Source organism: Arthrobacter sp. JB02-1C (assembly GCF_057748045.1).
Genome location: NZ_CM173235.1, coordinates 2,221,266 through 2,238,220, shown reverse-complemented (window position 1 = coordinate 2,238,220; position 16,955 = coordinate 2,221,266). Strand labels below are relative to the sequence as shown.

The window sequence follows — 16,955 nt, the reverse complement described above, 5'->3', positions numbered from 1 at the left end:
TCCCGAGGCCTACGGATTCACAACCGCGTCACGTTGGCGTCGTTGGGAAGCCGATAGGTGGTGTCCAGAACGGCTGGAGCGGTGACGAGCCAGCCGGTATCGGACGCCGAATGTTTCGTGTGCAAGATCACGAGGTCGGCTCCCCAGGCTTCGGGATCCGCCAACGACTCCAGTCGGCCGCCCTGGCCATCCGGCGCGCTCGGGCACCATTGGTCGTGGTAGGCCACCTCGGCGCCATCTGCGATGAGCTCCGCGATGATCTCCAGCGCCGGCGACTCGCGAAGGTCCTCGACGTCCGGCTTGTACGCCACGCCTTCGATCAGGATCCGGGCGCCCGTGAGACCGTGGTTGCGCTCGGAGAGAATCTTGCGTGCCTTCTCGACCACCTGATGCGGCCTGCTGGCGATCCCAGCCATCGCGTGTTCGATGACCGGCGCGGTGACCCGGGCCTTCCGCAACTGCCAGAGCAGGTAGTGCGGATCGCAAGGGATGCAGTGGCCGCCCACGCCCGGACCGGGTGTGAAGGGCATGAAGCCGTAGGGCTTGGTCGAAGCGGCATCGATGACGTCCATGACCTCCATGCCCAGTCCCTGGCAAATATCAGCGAACTCGTTGGCCAGGGCAATGTTGACGGCCCGAAAAGTGTTCTCCACGAGCTTGGTCATTTCGGCAACGTCCGCGGACGGGACTTTGTGGACGAGCTTGGTGCTTGCGCTGAGCAGGGTGGCAGCAGCGTCGCCACACGCCTGCGTCACCCCGCCGACGACCCTGGGTACGTCCTCGTGGGAAAAGGCGTCCACGCCTGGGTTAATGCGCTCGGGCGAGAACGCCACGTAGATGTCCCGTCCCGGGATCAAACCCCTGGCCGCCAGCGGCGCCGCAAGCAGGTCACGGGTGGACCCGACGTAGGTCGTAGAGGTCAGCATCAAGAGCTGGCCCGGGACCGCGAATTCGACGACGGAGGCGCAAGCCGCGCGAAGAATTCCCAGGTCGGGGACGAGGTACGGGTCCACCGGGGTGGGCACGCAGACGACCACGGCAGCGGCGCGGGCCAGCAGGGAGAGATCGTTGCTGATCATGAACGCCGGGTCATCAAGGGCCGCTTCCAACCGCGCCTTGTCGGAGTCCAGGAGATCGGCCTGCTGCGACCGGATAGTGGCCAGCCGCGCTTCGGAAACATCGAGTCCGAGCACGCGCCGGCCGGAAGCATTGATGGCAAGCGCCGTTGGCAGCCCCACATAGCCCAGGCCCACAATTGCCACATCGAACGTGAAGGCCGGCTGGGCCTCCGCCGATTCATTGAGCGGCCCACCCGACACGGCCCGCGTCGGGGCCGGCTTCCCGGGGAGTTCGTCCGGCCAGGGGGCCGCTGCTTCCACGAGTGGCGGGAGTTCGGGCGCCTTGGTTCGGCGGTTTTTTGTCCTAGTATTCGGCGTCATGATCCTTGGCCCTCCCGGTTTTCTTGCTGTCCCGCTGAAATTCTGTGTCTCGTTGGCAAAGCTGGCCTACGATTCAGAACTGGATAGCCGCTTCCGGGCGAATAGTCGCGTCTGACGTCGAACGATCCGGGGACAGAGTTCAGTGGCCCCCGCTGCCGAGAGTCAGGTGCATCTAGCATTCTCCGGGAGACCGCTTCCCCGTGTTTTCTATGCCCCAACATGATCCAGAGTAGAAACCAACCACCATGTCGGGCACGAGTGGGACCTACCCGTCTTTGTTGCGGGTACAGCACGGAAGCGACAGCGAGATACCCGTTTCTGCGGCGCTCCACCACTCGGTTGGCTACTCGCCGGAACCGGACGGGGATGTGCGGGCGGGCGGGTGTTGAGCCCAATTTTCGGCAGGCGGCAACCGGGCGGAACGCCTGTTTCGGAAGCTCCTCCTTGAGGGCGGAATTCCCACCCGGGCTTCAGGGCTGAGCCGGCAGGACAGCTAGGCGGGGTGTCCGGCCACGGCCTGGCCGAGTGCGTCCTCTGCGGCCACCCACGACAGCATGGCGCACTTCACGCGTGCTGCGTAGCGGGAAACGCCTTCAAAGGCGGCTGCGTCGCCCAGGACCTCGGGATCGGCGGCCACCTTGCCGCGTGATCGCAGGACCTCACGGAAGGCGTCGATGACCCGCTGGAGTTCGGCCGGGTCCAGTCCCTCCGCCAGATCAGTCAGCACGGAGGCGGACGCCATGGAAATGGAGCAGCCCTCCCCGTCCCAGCGAAGCTCACTGACTTTGCCTTCCGCGACCGAGACGCGGACCGTAATTTCGTCGCCGCAGACCGGGTTGAGCTGGTGGGACTGGCCGCTGCCGGACCCATCCTGCACCCATGCGCCGGAGAGGCCGCTGCCGTGCCGCGCCTTGGAGTGTTCGAGGATGATCTGTTGGTACAGCTGGTCAAGACTCATGCGATGCCGTCCTTAGGCCTGGAAATAGCTGCGGACACCGGCGACGGCCGCAAGGAAGGCGTCGACGTCGTCGGTGGTGTTGTAAAGGTAAGTACTGGCCCGGGTACTTGCCGTCAGCCCCAGACGCCGATGCAAGGGCTGCGCACAGTGGTGCCCCACGCGGACGGCGATGCCGCGGCTGTCCAGGAACTGGCCGACGTCGTGCGCGTGCACCCCGGCAACGTCGAAGGCTGCAAGGCCAATCCGGTCCTGGCCAGCGTCCGGGCCCAGCACACGGATCCCGGCAATGGATTCCAGCCCCTGCACGAGCCGCTGGCCCAGCTCCGCTTCCCAGGCGTGGATCCGGGAAAGTCCGGTCTCGCTGAGGTAGTTGGCGGCGGCGGCGAGCGCCACGGCCTGGGAGATTTTCTGCGTGCCGGCCTCGAACCGCTGCGGCGCGGGCAGGAATGCGGCGCGCTCCATGGTGACGGTGGTGATCATCGAACCGCCGGTCAGGAAGGGCGGCATCGAATTGAGCAGGTCCAGCCGGCCGTAGAGGCCACCGATTCCGGTGGGCCCAAGCATCTTATGTCCGGAGAACACGGCGAAGTCCACGTCCAGGGCCTTCACGTCGATCGGCAGGTGCGGGGCAGACTGGCAGGCATCCAGCACGACGAGGGCCCCGGCGGCCCGCGCGAGCGCGACCAGCGTGGACACCGGGTTGATCGTGCCAAGCACGTTCGAGGCGTGGGTGAAGGCCAGCACGCGGGTGCGGCCGCCAATCAGCAAGCGGGCGGCGTCGAGGTCCAGGGTGCCGGCGTCGTCGACCGGGATGAACTTCAGCGTGGCGCCGGTTCGTTCGGCGAGCTGCTGCCACGGGATGAGGTTGGCGTGGTGTTCCATTTCGGTGACCACGATTTCGTCTCCGGCACGGAGCGCGAAGCGGGCCGCTTCCGCGGAGGCGCCGGGCAGGGAGGCGTTCAGGAAGGAGTAGCTGAGCAGGTTCAGGCCCTCGGTGGCGTTCGACGTCCAGATCAGTTCGTCCGGCTCTGCGCCGATGAAGGCCGCCAGCGTGGCCCGGGCATCCTCGAAGGCTTCGGTGGCTTCCACGGCGAGGTGGTGCGCGCCGCGGTGCACGGCCGAGTTGCGCTGCTCGTAGAATTCCTGCTCCGCTTCCAACACGCTGAGCGGGTTCTGCGAGGTGGCGCCGGAGTCCAGATAAACCAGCGCGTGCCCGTTGACCGACTGGTTCAGGATCGGAAAGTCGTTGCGGATCCTCCTGACCTCCTCGTTGCTCAGCGCTGTGGCCGAGCGGAGCAGATGGGCTGGTGTGGCAACCATAGGCAGAACTCCTGGATCGGTATTCGCTGCGGCGCAACGAACCTGCCGTCCGGCTGGCCCTATTACGTCACACGGATTAGACCTAATTGTCCCACGTTCCAGCGCCGCGGGGGTGCGCCGCGGCGGCAACGTCGCCGGACCGCTGGGCCGGACCGCTGGGCGCCACGATGCCCCGCAGCGGTTCGCTGCGGGGCATCGTGGTTGGTGGAGCTATGAAGGTGCGTCGGCTGGCCGCCGTACCCCCTTGTTTTTCCCCATAAACGCGGTGCAGACCGGTTAAGGGAGCCGACGGCGGCTGGGGGGAGAGCCTCGGTCTCAGAAGGCTCTGACGCCGCCGGCTCCGTCCTTGGGGTATGGCTGCTGCGAATGCACCATACGGTTCCAGTGAAGGAGTCGGGATCGGGATGGTGTTCCCGGGACTGAGTTAAGTCAATCGCGCGGGGCCGGTCCGTGCACGAGTAGGGGTTACCCTACTTCTCCGGCGCCCCGCTGGGTCCCACTACTTAGGCGTACTCCCGAGCAGCCTCTGTGCCACGTGGTGGTTACGCAGTCGTCTCCCCCGTCCCAGTGGGGTCCCTGCCCCGGGACACCGGCCGAAACTGCCTAGCGCTGGCCGGGCGGCAGGTCGTGGTGCAGCTCCACCAGTTCGGCGCGCCTGCTCACCCCGAGTTTTCCGAAGATCCGGTACAGGTGTCCCTCAACGGTCCGCTGCGAGACCGTCAGGGCCGCAGCTATCTCAGCGTTGGAGGACCCTGCCGCCACAAGCTTGAGTATCTCGGACTCCCGGGGGGTCAGCTCGGCATAGTGGTCGCCCCGGATGATCTCCATCTGGTCCGACAGGCCGGCAGCAGCCAGGCGGTGCCGCACCTTCCGCTGCGCCACCGAGAGCTTCCACCTGTCCGTGTCGCCTTCGAGCAGGTGGGCCGCCTGCTGGCCGGCTTCTAGGGCCAGCAGCAGGTAACCGGCGCTCATTGCCTCGTCGCTCAGTGCCATCAATGCGTCCGCATCGGCGGCTTCGACCGCCAAGGCGTAGGACCGCAGCAACCCGGATTCGGGACCTTCGACGGCAACGCTGCTGGCCGCGAGCGCATGCGCTGCGGCGGGGTCCCCGCCACGGAGCGCGAGCCTGCGGATGTCCGCCTCCACCGCCCTGAGTCCCTGGCGCTCGGCCTCCGCCGCGAGCCGGTCTAGCTCGTGGCGGGCATCGCCGCCGGCGCGGCTACCGGCTATCTCGGCGGCGTTGGCGTAGGCCTCTGCGAGCAGCCGCAGGGTCTCCGGTTCGCCGTAGTCGGCGTCCCGGAAGGCGGCGGCCTGCTCCGCCGCCTCGTCGCCCCGTCCAGCTGCCGCCGCCGCGTAGGCCGTGACGGCGTGGGTGAAGGCCAGCAGCTGCCAGGGGTCGGCGATCCGGAGCTCGTCCACCGCGAGCAGCAACTCAGCCAGACTTTCCGGAATCCGCCCCTGGCGCAGCCGGGAGTAGCCGCTCATCACATGCACCAGTCCCCCGCTGTACAGCAGCCGCGTGGGAAGGTTCGAAACGTAGTGGTCGAGGACCGAGGCCAGCTCGTCCCAATCGCCGGCACGGATCAGGGTCAGGCAGTGCCGGGCCAGCGTGTCTTCGTAGATGAGGGGAAACGTCAGCTGGCCGCTTTGTGCGCCCTGCCAGGCTTCGCGGTCCAGGCTTAGGGCCGCCAGCACCAGACCCTGCGCCGTCCAGACCCCGGCCAGGCGGGACGCCGCCGGTATCCGGAGGTCCGGGTTCTCCGCCGCGGCGCCCATCAGTTCCTGCAGCCGGTCCTGCAACTGCGCCGGGTCTCCGTCCCAGCGGCGTTGCAGGAGGCCTGCGGCGAGGCCGGGGCCGGGACCGGTCCAGTACAGTTCGTCCGGTCCCTCCGCCCGGGGATCCCCCTCGGCGGCCCGCCGTGGCACCTCCCACGCAAGAACGCCATCCAGGCGCGCGGCGAGGAGGGCCGCAGCGTAGGAAGGGCGGCCGTAGCGGACCGGGCCTGCAGAATTCAGGAGGCCCGCAGCCACGTCGCGGCGGCCCCGAAGGTAGTTGGCATAGGCGAGTTGGAGACTCGCCTCGGACCGGAAGTTGTCGTCCCGAACGGCTTCCGCGGCCCGCAGCGCGGTCGCTGTATCGAAAGCGATGTTTGCCGCTGCCGCGCCCTCAAGCAGTTCCGCGGAGCCCAGATCCGCGCCGGTATCCAGCGCCCAGCGGAGCTGGTTTAGCCGGGAACCAGGGGGCGACGTCCCAGACCACGGAATAGCCAAGAGGCTGGCCCGCAGGCTCGCGCTCCGGCCTGCAGGAACGCGGCTTCGGATGATTTCGCCGATCAAGGGGCTGGCCGGTGCGACGAGGCGTTCCGGGCCCCGCAAGACCTTGATGATCCCGGCCATCTCAAGGGCGTCTAGCGCGCGGGGGCCGCTGAAGCGGAGAACCTGTCCGAGCGCTAACGGGCCCCCCAAGGCCACCAGCGCGGCGGCTGTCTTCTCTTCCGGGGACAGCAAACGTAGTTGGTGATCCACCAGGTCCGCGGCCGGGACGCCCCCCAGGTCCGGCGGTGCCAGCAGAAACCACGTGCCGTGCCGCCGGCCGATCGTCTCCGTTGTTCGCGCATGCTCAATCAGCGAAATCAACATGAAGGGGTTGCCTTCCGTCAATCCGGCAAACAGCTCACTGACCCAGGGGGACACGTCGCCCCGCAACAGCTGTTCGCAGAGCTGGTGCACCTCCGCACGGTTCAGGGGCGCCACATCGAACTTGGCAATGATGCCGTCGTCCCACAGGGCCAGGAACTCTTCCGGGATCAGAGGACCCTGCAGACAGGTGGCGAGCAGCCTCGCCGCACCGGTTGCGACTGCCTCCGCGAGCAGCCTTACGGTTCCCCGGTCCAGATGATGGGCGTCGTCGACGACGAACAACGTAGGGACCGGCTCACTCTTCAGGCTGGCGTTGATCGCACCCAGTACGGCCGCGTAGGAGTCCAAATCCTCGGACGGGAGTCCGGCCAGATAGGGGGCCAGCGCTCCGAACGGAACGGCCGCGAGCGCCGGCGTTGCCGCCAGCCTGACCACCGGGCCCTGCGGGTGCAGTTCGGCGAGGACAGCCTTGACCGTCGCTGTCTTCCCGGATCCTGAACTGCCGACAACCAGGGCCCCGGCGCCGCCGGCGTCGCGCAGGCAGCGGATCACTTCCCGCACGACGCCGGAGCGGCCAATCAGGCCGTCGCCACCGCTCAGGCTGTCCATCAGGGTCCGCCCTCGGTGTCAGTCGCGACCGGAGTGCCGCCGATCCAGCCGTGCGGGTCAACCGATGCGTGCGCTGGCAGCCGGGCCGGAGATGACATCCTTGAGCTCCGATCGGCTCGCAACATGCAGTTTTGCGTACACCTGGTACAAATGGCCCTCCACCGTGCGGACCGAGACATGCATCTGCTCGGCGATCTTGCGGTTGGACGCACCGGCCGCCGCCCGGACCGCCACTTCGCATTCCCGGGCCGTCAGGGATGAGGTGGTCAGCGAATGCAGCCCGTTTTTAGGGCTGCCGAACTTGTCATCGAGGGACTGTTCGGTTCGCTGCGCCGTCCGCAGTGCGATCCGGTTCCCGGCCTCATTGGCGCAATAGACCGCCCGCCGGGCGGCGTCGCGTGCGAAGACGGCGTTGCCGGCGGCTTCTGCGTCCCTGGCGACGGCCAGGAGTTGCTCGCTGGCACCTTCCTTGACCCCATCGGCAAGGCGCTGGCACAGCACTGCAAACTGTCCCGTCACCCGGGGCGCCATGCCGGACAGTTTCTGGCACAGTTGCCGGTCGCCCAGTCGTGCTGCCGCCGAGAGGAAGAGCAGGCCGGACGTCGGGGCACCGGCTTCGTCCGCACGGTCCGCCTCGGCCGCGAGGGTCCTGATCGCGGACGCGCGCTGCCCGAGTTCCGCGAGTGAGCAGAGCTCGAAGTATCGCGTCAGCCGGCGGACCAGCCACGACGCCTGGCGGCGCGGCTGTGTCAGGTCGGCCAGCAACTGGCCGGCCCTTTCCTCGTCACCGGCCAGTGCCATCGCGTAGGCGCAGGCCGACGTGGCAAGTCCGGACAGGGCGTCCGGATCCTGCACTTTCAGCTGCCACATGCCGGCTTCGAGCCAAGGGATTGCGCCTTCGAGATGCCCTTCGTGAAGATCCACGATGCCCTGTCCGATTTCGAACATGCCCCCGAGCCGGCCCTGCGGCTCATCCGTTGCTGACGTGGCCGCAAGGAAGGCTGAAGCATCGCGGAACTTGGCGGACAGCAGCATCAGGAGCAGGAACCGGCCGCGTACGTCGCGGATGGTTCGATCCGTCAGGGAAACGCTTGCCGCCGCTGCGATGATCCGCTTATCCAGCGCCAAGGCCTCCAGTACGTCCCCGCTGACGGCAAGGGCCTCACACAGCAGGCTCGCGGTGAGGAGACCGGTCTCGGTCGCCAGCCCGGGATCACCCTCAAACCGGCGGGCGAGAATGTCGGCGTAGCGGCCTTCGAAGGCGGCCAGCTTGAACTCGGCGAGGCGCAACTGCTCCCTGCAGGTTGCCAGAACCGCAGGGTCGTCCGCGGTCGCTGCGCTAAGGCGTTGGCCGACCTGGTCCAGTCGCTGCCGGGCAGCGGCGGCCGTGCCGGGGCTGCGCTGGTCCAGCTCGGCCTGCAGCAGTTCCAGCGTGACCCAGTCAAGCAGCGCCGGCTCAGTCTGGGCCGATGCTTCCAGCCCGTGCAGCACCATCCGTGCAGACTCGTCGTTGTTCACCGAGATGTGGGCCTGCACGGATTCGATCGCCACGCCGGCCGCCGCCCCCAGGCCGTCGATTTCGTGGACAAACCGCAACGCTGCCGCCGGGTCCGATGCCTTGTTCGCCAGCCGTGCGGCCGCGAGCGCGGTCTCGGGGCTGATCTGCTCACCGCAGTCGAGAGCCCAGGCCACATCCGCGGAGCCGGTGGGCTCGGCCTTCGCAGCGTCGGACTGCACGGCATTAAGACGGCGACGGAGTTCCGCACTGCGGCCAGGAGGAACAACACCGGCAACGATGGTAGCCGTCACCGGGTTCGCGACGCTGACCAGCGGCGGATGCTCATGGCTGACTTGGATCAGGCCCCGCTCCTGCAGATTGTCCATATCCTGCGGGTTAAAGATTCCCATCAACGTCTGCAGCGGGACGGCGCCGGCGAGTGCCAGGAGCTCGAAAACATCCCGCTGGCCGAGGCTGAGCCTGTTCAGCCGGGCCTTAATGACATCGCGGACTTCACCGGTCAGGGCGATAGGGCGGCCGGTCAGGACCCAGGCACTCCCCTGCCGGACAATCGTGCCGAGCTTGATCTGTTCACGCGCCAGCGAATGGAGGAAGAGGGCGTTGCCGCCGCTGGCGCTCCAAAGCGCGCGGGCCGCGGTGTGCGAAAAGTGCCCGCCGTATTCCCGGTTGAGGGTTGCAGCGGTCTCGGCGAAATCGAACGGCTCCAGGTCGACGCGGCGGAGCAGGTCGTCCTTCCACAGTCCCATGATGTCGCCGCCGACATGCGGCAGGTCAACGCAGGCTGCTAGCAGCGTAACGTGGCCACCGGCGCTGAGCTGAGCCACCATCATGCAGGACAGGTCGTCGAGGTCGTGGGCGTTGTCCACGAAGATGACGATGGGACGTCCCTGGGCTTTTGAATGGAGCAACTGGGTGAGGCCGCGGAGCACCATCAGGGGGTGTTCCAAATGGGAGGAGTCCAGGTCGTTCAGCAGCACGCTGAGGGCGCCGTAGGGAAGTTTGGAGGAGATGGAACTTCCCCGCACCTGGACCACCAAGTACTCATTGCCCAGCTGCTCAAGGGCACGCTGGGCAATGAAGGACTTTCCCGCGCCGTGCTCACCGACCAGGACGACGCCGCAGCCGGAGCCGGATGTCAGGGTTTCAACGATCTCCGAAACCACATGCCGCCGGGCGAATGGTTTTTCCTGCCGCTCCTGGGACGGCTGTTGAGTGCGCGAAATCGTGTCTGTTTTGCCGCTGCCCGCAGGCAAGCCGGCTTCTTGCTGAAACATGGGAGAGACCTTCGCAATCAATGTTTAACCAGTGATAAATCCACGCTATGGACTAGGACCGGCGAGGGCATCCGTAAGTAGTACTCGATTGCCCGACGAGTACGGGCGCTGGGCCTACGTGGCTGTACTCAGTTCGCGGCGGTAGGCCGGAGGTGTCGGGCAAGTAGTTGACGCGGGGTTCGCGAGTGGCGCGCAGCAGGGCGAGCAGGTACGCGGAAATCCTCAGGTCGCCGCCAAGTGGCGGAGCTCCTCGCGTCCCTTGACGTTCAGCTTGGCGTAGCAGCGGTACAGGTGGCCTTCGACCGTTCTGACCGACAGGTGCAACTCGGCCGCGATTTGCCGGTCGGTCAGGCCCCGGACGGCCAGCGCCACAATGTCGCGTTCCCGGCGGGTCAGGAGTCCAAAGGTGGCGTCCCGTCCGGCAGGCTCCTGCCCCGGCAGGCGCTCGGCCCGGTCCCGGCAACGCTGCCGGTGGGAGGCCGCAACCCGTTCCCGCAACACGTCGCCGGCCTCGTGGTAAGACCGAGCGACGGCATCGTGGGCCAGTGCTGCGAATCCCCAGAGCTCGGCGTCCTCACACGTCTGTGCCGCCGCGGCCAGCTCCGCCGGTCCGCCCGTGGCGAGGGCAGCGGCATAGGCGCACACCGCAGCCGCCCTGCTGCCCTCCAGTGCCGGTTGCAGCTCCCGCAGCCGGCCCGCAGCCGTCGCGTCCCCGAGGGCCAGCCGGAAGGCGAGCGCATCAAATTCGAGGCCCGCGGCGTTGCGTCCGGCTTCGGTGTTGCCCAGCTCCCGCAGTTCCTCCAGCCCGGGAGCGTGCTCCCCCAACCGCGCCCGGCCGTAAGCCAACGCCATGGCGGCCAAGCTGCGGAGGTACCGGGAGACAGGGGGTCGGGATGATTCGTAATCGGCCAGGAATGCGGCAGCCCGCTCCGTGAAGCCGGCTTCCGCAGCAGCAGCGAAGCCCATCGCAGCGGTGAGCGAAAACAACTGCTGGGGATCGGTGACGCGGAGTGCTTCCAGGGCCGCCCGCAGCGTCTTCTTCGCCTCGGCGGCCTTCCCTTGATAGAGCAAGGCGATACCGGTGGCCGCGTGGACTCCGCCGCCGAAGGAAATCAGGCTCGGGCCAAACCCTGCAACGAAGCCTTCGAGCAGGCGCTGCGCTGCTTTCCAATCACCGCCGTGGACCGCGGTGGTCACGGCTCGGACCACCAGGAAGTCGGAGAGGAAGTGCAGTTCGTCCTGTTCGTCGCTGACCGCACCCAGTGCCGCTGTGGCCGCGGCGTAGGCGGCGGCCGACTTTCCCTGCACCAGCAGCTGCTCTGCCTTGAGGGCCAGCCCGAACGCAGTTTCGAGCATTCCCACCGGAGCCCCCTCCGGCGGGGCTGCCTCGGCGGCTGCCGGGGCCAGCGCCTCAGCATCACCGGCGAGGGCCAGGACCATGGTGCGGATGGTGCGGAGGCGCTCCGTGACCGCGGCAAGGATACTGTCGGCCTCGGCGGGTCGCTCGGCGGCGAGCCGCTGCCCGGCTGTCTGCAGGGCCTCGGCTCGCTGCATGATCTCTGACGGCGGCTGTCCCAGCGCAGACAGCACTGCGGCCCACAACAGGGATCCCGCGAGCAGGCTGGCCAGCGTGTTCCCACGCGCGAAGTCCGCAGCGAGGATGTCGCGGGCGGCGGCGTGGTTGGAGGTGTTGTAATGCGTTCGCGCTATCACGGCGCGCGCCGCCATCTGCAGTTCCGGATCCCTGACCCGGGATGCCGCCCTGCGGGCCAACTGGTCTTCGAAGAGCCTGCTGGCGAGCACGGCGGCGCGCAGCAGCTGACGGTCCTCGACGTCGACATCACAGTCCATCGACCAGCTGACCTGCCGCAGCAGGCCTTCCGCCGACTCCGGTTCCCGGTCCATCAATTCGAGCAGGTTCTGCCGCAGTTCCAGGCTGCGGGCGGGCGAGATCAGGCTGCGGAGGGTATCCGCGTAGACCGGATGCCAAAGCCGTAATTCCGCCTCCGGGGCGGCCGAGACCCGGATCAGTTCCTGCTCGATCAGCTCCGCCACGGTGGGCGCATCCACAAGGGCTTCAACCAGGTCCCTGCCCACCGGCTCGGCCAGTGCCACGAGGTTCAGCGCCTTGGTTTCTTCCGCCGAGCGCCGGAGCAACTGGCGGCGCACGACGTCGGTCAGCCGTTCGCCGTGGCTGTTCAACTGCCGGGTCAGCAGCCATACTCCATTGCGCTGCAGGAGCGTTCCGTCGCTGGTGGCGTCGTCGAGCAGGCAGGTCAGCAGGAGCGGGTTGCCTGCGGAGGCTGACCAGAACACCTCGGCCACAACGGGGAGGACCTGCGGGCCGAGCCGTTCCAGCAGGAGGTCGGTGGTCTGTTCACGGGTCAGCGGTCGCAGGTCATGGCGTTCCGCCAGTCCTTCGAACCACAACTGCAGGAGCGGTTCGGGCAGGCAGGGGCGGGCCGCGGCTCCGACCAGCAGTTTTGCCCAGCCGGCAGTAGCCAGTTCGACCAGGACCCCGCAGGTGGCTTCGTCAAGGCTGTGGGCGTCGTCGACCATCAGCAGCAGCGGTTTCTGGGTCAGCCGCCGTTCGCCGTCAAGGTACTTCCAGAAGGTTCGCAGTACCGCCAGCTGGGAGGTTGCGTCCTGCACGGGCAGATCCACGATGAAGGGGGCTAGCACGCCGTAGGGAACCTGGCTCAGGGCCGGGCTGCCATGCAGGCGCACGATGGTCATGGTGCTGCCCAGCCGATCCGCAACGGCCTCCATCAGCGTGGATTTGCCGATTCCGTGTTCACCCAGCACCAGCACGGCTACCCGGGCGCCGTCCTGCAGGGCCTCCATCGCGGAACCCAGGTCATCGGACCGTCCGGCCGGGACGCGGCCTTCCGGCCCGGCGGCCCCTCCCCCCCGCGCTTTAGATGAGTCCAAGCAGATCACTCCGGGAGGATACGCCGAATTTTGTAAAGACCTGATACAGGTGTCCCTCGACGGTCCGCACCGAGATACCCACCTCGAGGGCGATGTCCTTGTTCGACACTCCGCTGCCGGCCAGGGCCGCGATTTGCCGCTCCCGGTCGGTCAGCAGCGGTCCGCTGTTCCGCGGGACGACGGGCAGCGCCGGCACCGAGGCCGCCAGGGCCTCAAGCATATTGTGCGCGGCGGCGGCGATTCCGGCCTGGCCGTCGCCCTTGGCGAAGCCGAAGGCCAGCGCAGCGCACCTGGCCTGAACGGCATCAAGCTCGAGGGCGGCGGCCAGTTCTGCGGCTTCGAGCATGGTGACGGCGTCCTTTTTCCGGCTCCCGACGGCGACCACGCGGGACAATTCGGCAAGCGGTCCCTGCCTGCGGGCGGAGATGTCTTCCATGAACTGAAAGTCCTTCGCCGTGCCGTGGACGGTGGCGCCGAGCATGCAAATGCCGGCCATCGTGTAGCGGCCGTTCCGGAAATGCCGCTCGGCGGACCGGACCAGCCGCTCCTTCGCATCCGGGTCACCCAACCAGCGCGAGGCCATGTCCTGGCAGAACTCCGCCGAACTCTCGACCACGAACCGTGCCGGCCCCTCGGCGGACCGGGCCCGGTCCAGGTAGACGGTGGCCTGGACAGCATTTCCGGTCTGCGCGTAGGCGAAGGCGGTGGCGGCATACGCCTGCCGCAGGGAATGCAGGCTGGGCCTGACCTCGAGCTGGGCGATGGCTGCCAGGAGCGGATCCAGTGCCAGATAACCCCGGCCTGCGTACACGTAGGCGAGGCCGACGGCGAGGTCGGTGGCGGCGCTCCCGGAGTGCAACCCGTGTCCGGCGCGTCCGCTGGCGTCTTTGAGCATGTCGATGCTTTGGCGCCAATGGCCGGAGAGCAGCAGGACGTTGAACGAGCGCCAGGCAAAGTTTTCCCTAATCCGCGGAACATTGGACCATTCGCCGAGTTGTCCGGCCAGTTCGCGCATCAGCGTGCGGGACTCAAGCTCTTTTCCGGTCAGGCAAAGGGCTTCCATCAGGATGATGGAAGCCCGAAGCCGGTGGACCGGGTCGATGGCCCCGGCGTACTCGCCGCGGGAGGCCGCCTCGAGCCGCGGCATCATCGATTCGTAGTCGCCGATGAAGGAAAGGTAGTTGAACTCCGCGAGGTCCACGCTGAGGCCGGCGCGGGCCACCGCTTCCTGGCCCTCGGCGGGGCCGGCAAGCCGGAAATCCTGCAGCCGCTCCCGGGCCTCGCGGATCAGCCCCGGTACCTGGTCGCTGCGGTCCGCCAGCCAGGCCATGCAGTCGGCCTTGGCTGCCACCAGGTCCGCGTACGGCCCGGGGGAAAGAGTGCTGATCTGTGCCTCGGAGATGTCGTCAAGGGACGCCATGGCCTGGCGCGGAAGCCCCAACTGCAGGTAGGCCGCGGACTTTTCCAGCTGGCCGCCCGTCCATTCGCGGTCGCCCGGGGCGATCCCGCCGGCGCACTTGAGCGCGAACTTCGGGTCGAAGAGGCGCACGGCGGCCCGGGCCGCAGCCAACGCATGCGCGGGCGCCAGCTCGGCGTTGCAGTCGTGGGTCCAGGCCGCGTAGGCCAGCAGGTCCTCCACCCTCAGCTCGTCCAGCTCGTGTTCCTGGTGGCCCGGCACCTTGTCCCTCAGCTCCAGCCGCCGTTCAACGCTGAGCCAGTTCCGCACGATGTCGCCAAGGTAGCGGTCACCGAGGGTGACAAAATGCCGGTCGGTGCGGTCGACGACGATCTGGCCGGCCTCTTCCAGGTCGGCGATCAGGCCGGGGCCGTACATTTTTGCCAGCCTCGACAACGGCAGGCTGCGGGCGCAGGACAGCACCTCGATGGCTTCGCGTGCCTGCGGGGACTCCCGGGCGTACCGGGACCTGACGATGTCCTCGAGTGCGGTCTTCCCGTCCAAAACCACTTCGTCGACGAAGGTCCAGACCGAGCCGGACAGCACGAGGTTGCCGCGTTCGATCTGCTCGGAGACGACGGCCTGCAGGAGGGTGAGGTTGCCGCCCACCAACTCGTGCAGCTGGCTTGCGAGGGCGCTCGAAACACGGTGTCCGAGTGCGGCCTGGAGGACGCCGCGGGTTTCGACTTCGGTGAGGTTGGCGACCCGCACTTCGGCGAGCTGCCCGCTGGTGATCAGCCAGTAGAAGTCGGCGGGAAGGTCGGTGGTGCGCCGCGCGGTGGCGACGAGCCGTGCCGTGCCCGTTTGGAGCAGGTTGAGGAGGACGCCGGTGCTTTGCTCGTCGAGCGAACCGGCGTTGTCGAGCAGGATGAAGCATTGTCGGCCGGCTGCGTCATCTCGGATCAGGGAGGTGATTCCGTGCAGGATCGCCGTGGGCGAGCCGAGAGCACTTTGCGGGAGCCGGGCGAGCGTGAAGGCAAGGCATCCGTAGGGCGGTGACGTGCCGGAACCGGAGCTGCGCAGCTGGACGGTATAGGCCTCCGGGCCCAGTCCCGCCAAGGCATTGCGTCCGACCAGGGACTTACCTACTCCGCGGTCCCCCGTGATGACAACGCCCAACGATGCGGGCGCGGCCAAGGCAGACCGCACCCGGTCGGCATCGGCCGCGTGGGCCAGCCCGGCCCACGCGTGGCGGCTCATCGCCCCGGCGGCGTGTTGGTCGTCGGCCGGCGCCAATGAAATGGGAATTTCCCCCCAGCCCAGCGAATCCCTCGACATCAGTTTTCCTTTGCACCGCTTTGCGGACAGCAAACCTGAGACCGTCCGCTTAGAAGTAGCGTAACCCTATCCCCCGACAGGAGAGTAGACAGATCATAACGGCCAGCCGGGCGCCTGCAAAGGAACCGACGCAGTGTGGGCTATGGCGTCCTGGCGGGGTGGAACTTTTGCTGGGCTGCCTGCAGGCCTTCCCGGAGCAGGGCTTCCACGGCGTCGGCTGCGGTGCCGATCAGGAAAGGCAGCTCCTTTTTTTCCGCCGCGCCGAAGTCCCGAAGCACGAAGTCCGCGGTGTCCATTCGACCTGGTGGACGTCCCACGCCGACCCGAACGCGAAGATAGTCCTTGGTCGCCAGGGCCTTGGAGATGTCGCGCAGACCGTTGTGTCCGCCCTCGCCGCCGCCGATTTTGAGTTTGACGGTGTCGAAAGGAATGTCGATCTCGTCATGGACTGCGATCACCCGGCCGGGGTCGACGTCGTAGAATTTCGTCAGCGCGGCCACCGGGCCGCCCGAAACATTCATGTAGCTCAGCGGTTTGGCCAGCACCACCCGCGGGCCGCCGATACCCAGCCGACCTTCGAGGACCTGGGCCCGTGCCTTGTGCGACTTGAAGCCGCCCCCCACCCGGCCGGCGAGTTCGTCGAGCACCATCTGGCCGACGTTGTGCCGGTTGTTGGCGTACTCGGAGCCTGGATTGCCGAGGCCGACGATCAACCACGTGTCAGTCATGGTTCAGTCCTTCTTGTGGGGCGGCCCGGTGGAGCGGCAGGATGGACAGTCTGTGCAGACGACGGTGGCCGAGCCCCGAGGGGCCCGGCCACGGCAACGACGGAACTACTCGGCTGCGACCGAGGAACCCTCGGTGGTGTCGGCGGATGCTTCTTCCTCGGAGACCTCGGTGGCCTCGGAGACGTGAACGACCAGGGACTCGGGGTCGGCCAGCAGGACGGAACCCTTCGGCAGCACCAGGTCGGAAGCGAGGACGTGCTCGCCGGCGGCGCGGCCCTCGATGCTGACCTCGATGGCGGTCGGCAGGTTCGTAGCCTCAGCCTCAAGTGAGACGGTGGTCATCTCCTGGTTGTAGGCGTTGCCCGGAGCGAGCTCTCCGGTCAGGTGCACGGGAACGTCCACCGTGACCTTCTCGCCGGTGCGGACGGTCAGCAGGTCGAGGTGCTCGATGATCTGCTTGATCGGGTTGCGCTGGATGTCCTTGACCAGGGCCAGGTGCTCTTCGCCATCGATGTCCAGGGACAGCAGGGCGTTGGCGGTGCGGACCGCGAGGGTGGTGGCCTTTGCGGGCAGCGTGATGTGGATCGGCTCGGCGCCGTGGCCGTAGATGACGGCGGGGATCTGGCCGGCCATGCGGGCGCGGCGGGCGAAGCCCTTGCCGAATTCGGCGCGGACTTCTGCTGCGAGCTTCTGCTCAGACATGGATATCTCCTCTGGGACGAACGGGTTGTTCAGCAAGGGCGGAGGTCTGTCAGCGACCTTCAACGCCGGGCGGCAACGCCGCCCTTCAGAAGGGAGATTCA

At 67.5% G+C, this 16,955-nt stretch carries 9 protein-coding genes; all 9 read right to left on the bottom strand.

The genetic code is table 11. From position 1 onward, the window contains the following. Positions 1 to 17 precede the first annotated feature (17 nt). The 9 genes from AC3ANP_RS10615 to AC3ANP_RS10575 all read right to left on the bottom strand — a co-directional run bounded on the left by AC3ANP_RS10615 (position 18) and on the right by AC3ANP_RS10575 (position 16,854). On the bottom strand, positions 18 to 1,439 hold the full coding sequence (locus AC3ANP_RS10615) for a nucleotide sugar dehydrogenase (RefSeq protein ID WP_488330147.1): 1,422 nt from the start codon (positions 1,437 to 1,439) through the stop codon (positions 18 to 20). Between the two features lie 493 nt (positions 1,440 to 1,932). Then, the gene (gene sufU, locus AC3ANP_RS10610) at positions 1,933 to 2,397 is read right to left on the bottom strand and encodes a Fe-S cluster assembly sulfur transfer protein SufU (protein WP_488330146.1); all 465 of its coding nucleotides are present in this window, start codon (positions 2,395 to 2,397) and stop codon (positions 1,933 to 1,935) included. Between the two features lie 12 nt (positions 2,398 to 2,409). Further along, complete coding sequence (locus AC3ANP_RS10605) at positions 2,410 to 3,723, bottom strand: SufS family cysteine desulfurase (protein WP_488333023.1); 1,314 nt, start codon at positions 3,721 to 3,723, stop codon at positions 2,410 to 2,412. A 597-nt stretch (positions 3,724 to 4,320) separates the two neighbouring features. Beyond that, the gene (locus tag AC3ANP_RS10600) at positions 4,321 to 6,966 is read right to left on the bottom strand and encodes a helix-turn-helix transcriptional regulator (RefSeq protein ID WP_488330145.1); all 2,646 of its coding nucleotides are present in this window, start codon (positions 6,964 to 6,966) and stop codon (positions 4,321 to 4,323) included. Between the two features lie 57 nt (positions 6,967 to 7,023). Next, complete coding sequence (locus AC3ANP_RS10595; RefSeq protein ID WP_488330144.1) at positions 7,024 to 9,759, bottom strand: helix-turn-helix transcriptional regulator; 2,736 nt, start codon at positions 9,757 to 9,759, stop codon at positions 7,024 to 7,026. 222 nt (positions 9,760 to 9,981) lie between these two features. Continuing rightward, the gene (locus AC3ANP_RS10590; RefSeq protein WP_488330143.1) at positions 9,982 to 12,603 is read right to left on the bottom strand and encodes a helix-turn-helix transcriptional regulator; all 2,622 of its coding nucleotides are present in this window, start codon (positions 12,601 to 12,603) and stop codon (positions 9,982 to 9,984) included. Positions 12,604 to 12,676: 73 nt separating this feature from the next. After that, the gene (locus tag AC3ANP_RS10585) at positions 12,677 to 15,424 is read right to left on the bottom strand and encodes a LuxR C-terminal-related transcriptional regulator (RefSeq protein WP_488330142.1); all 2,748 of its coding nucleotides are present in this window, start codon (positions 15,422 to 15,424) and stop codon (positions 12,677 to 12,679) included. A gap of 140 nt (positions 15,425 to 15,564) precedes the next feature. After that, the gene (pth, locus tag AC3ANP_RS10580; RefSeq protein ID WP_488330141.1) at positions 15,565 to 16,152 is read right to left on the bottom strand and encodes an aminoacyl-tRNA hydrolase; all 588 of its coding nucleotides are present in this window, start codon (positions 16,150 to 16,152) and stop codon (positions 15,565 to 15,567) included. A 105-nt stretch (positions 16,153 to 16,257) separates the two neighbouring features. After that, complete coding sequence (locus AC3ANP_RS10575) at positions 16,258 to 16,854, bottom strand: 50S ribosomal protein L25/general stress protein Ctc (protein ID WP_488330140.1); 597 nt, start codon at positions 16,852 to 16,854, stop codon at positions 16,258 to 16,260. Positions 16,855 to 16,955: the final 101 nt, after the last annotated feature.

Coding starts and splice junctions, on each gene's coding strand:
- AC3ANP_RS10615 (WP_488330147.1), bottom strand. CDS start 1,439: ATGACGCCGAATACTAGGACAAAAAACCGCCGAACCAAGGCGCCCGAA.
- sufU (WP_488330146.1), bottom strand. CDS start 2,397: ATGAGTCTTGACCAGCTGTACCAACAGATCATCCTCGAACACTCCAAG.
- AC3ANP_RS10600 (WP_488330145.1), bottom strand. CDS start 6,966: ATGGACAGCCTGAGCGGTGGCGACGGCCTGATTGGCCGCTCCGGCGTC.
- AC3ANP_RS10595 (WP_488330144.1), bottom strand. CDS start 9,759: ATGTTTCAGCAAGAAGCCGGCTTGCCTGCGGGCAGCGGCAAAACAGAC.
- AC3ANP_RS10590 (WP_488330143.1), bottom strand. CDS start 12,603: ATGGAGGCCCTGCAGGACGGCGCCCGGGTAGCCGTGCTGGTGCTGGGT.
- AC3ANP_RS10585 (WP_488330142.1), bottom strand. CDS start 15,424: ATGTCGAGGGATTCGCTGGGCTGGGGGGAAATTCCCATTTCATTGGCG.
- pth (WP_488330141.1), bottom strand. CDS start 16,152: ATGACTGACACGTGGTTGATCGTCGGCCTCGGCAATCCAGGCTCCGAG.
- AC3ANP_RS10575 (WP_488330140.1), bottom strand. CDS start 16,854: ATGTCTGAGCAGAAGCTCGCAGCAGAAGTCCGCGCCGAATTCGGCAAG.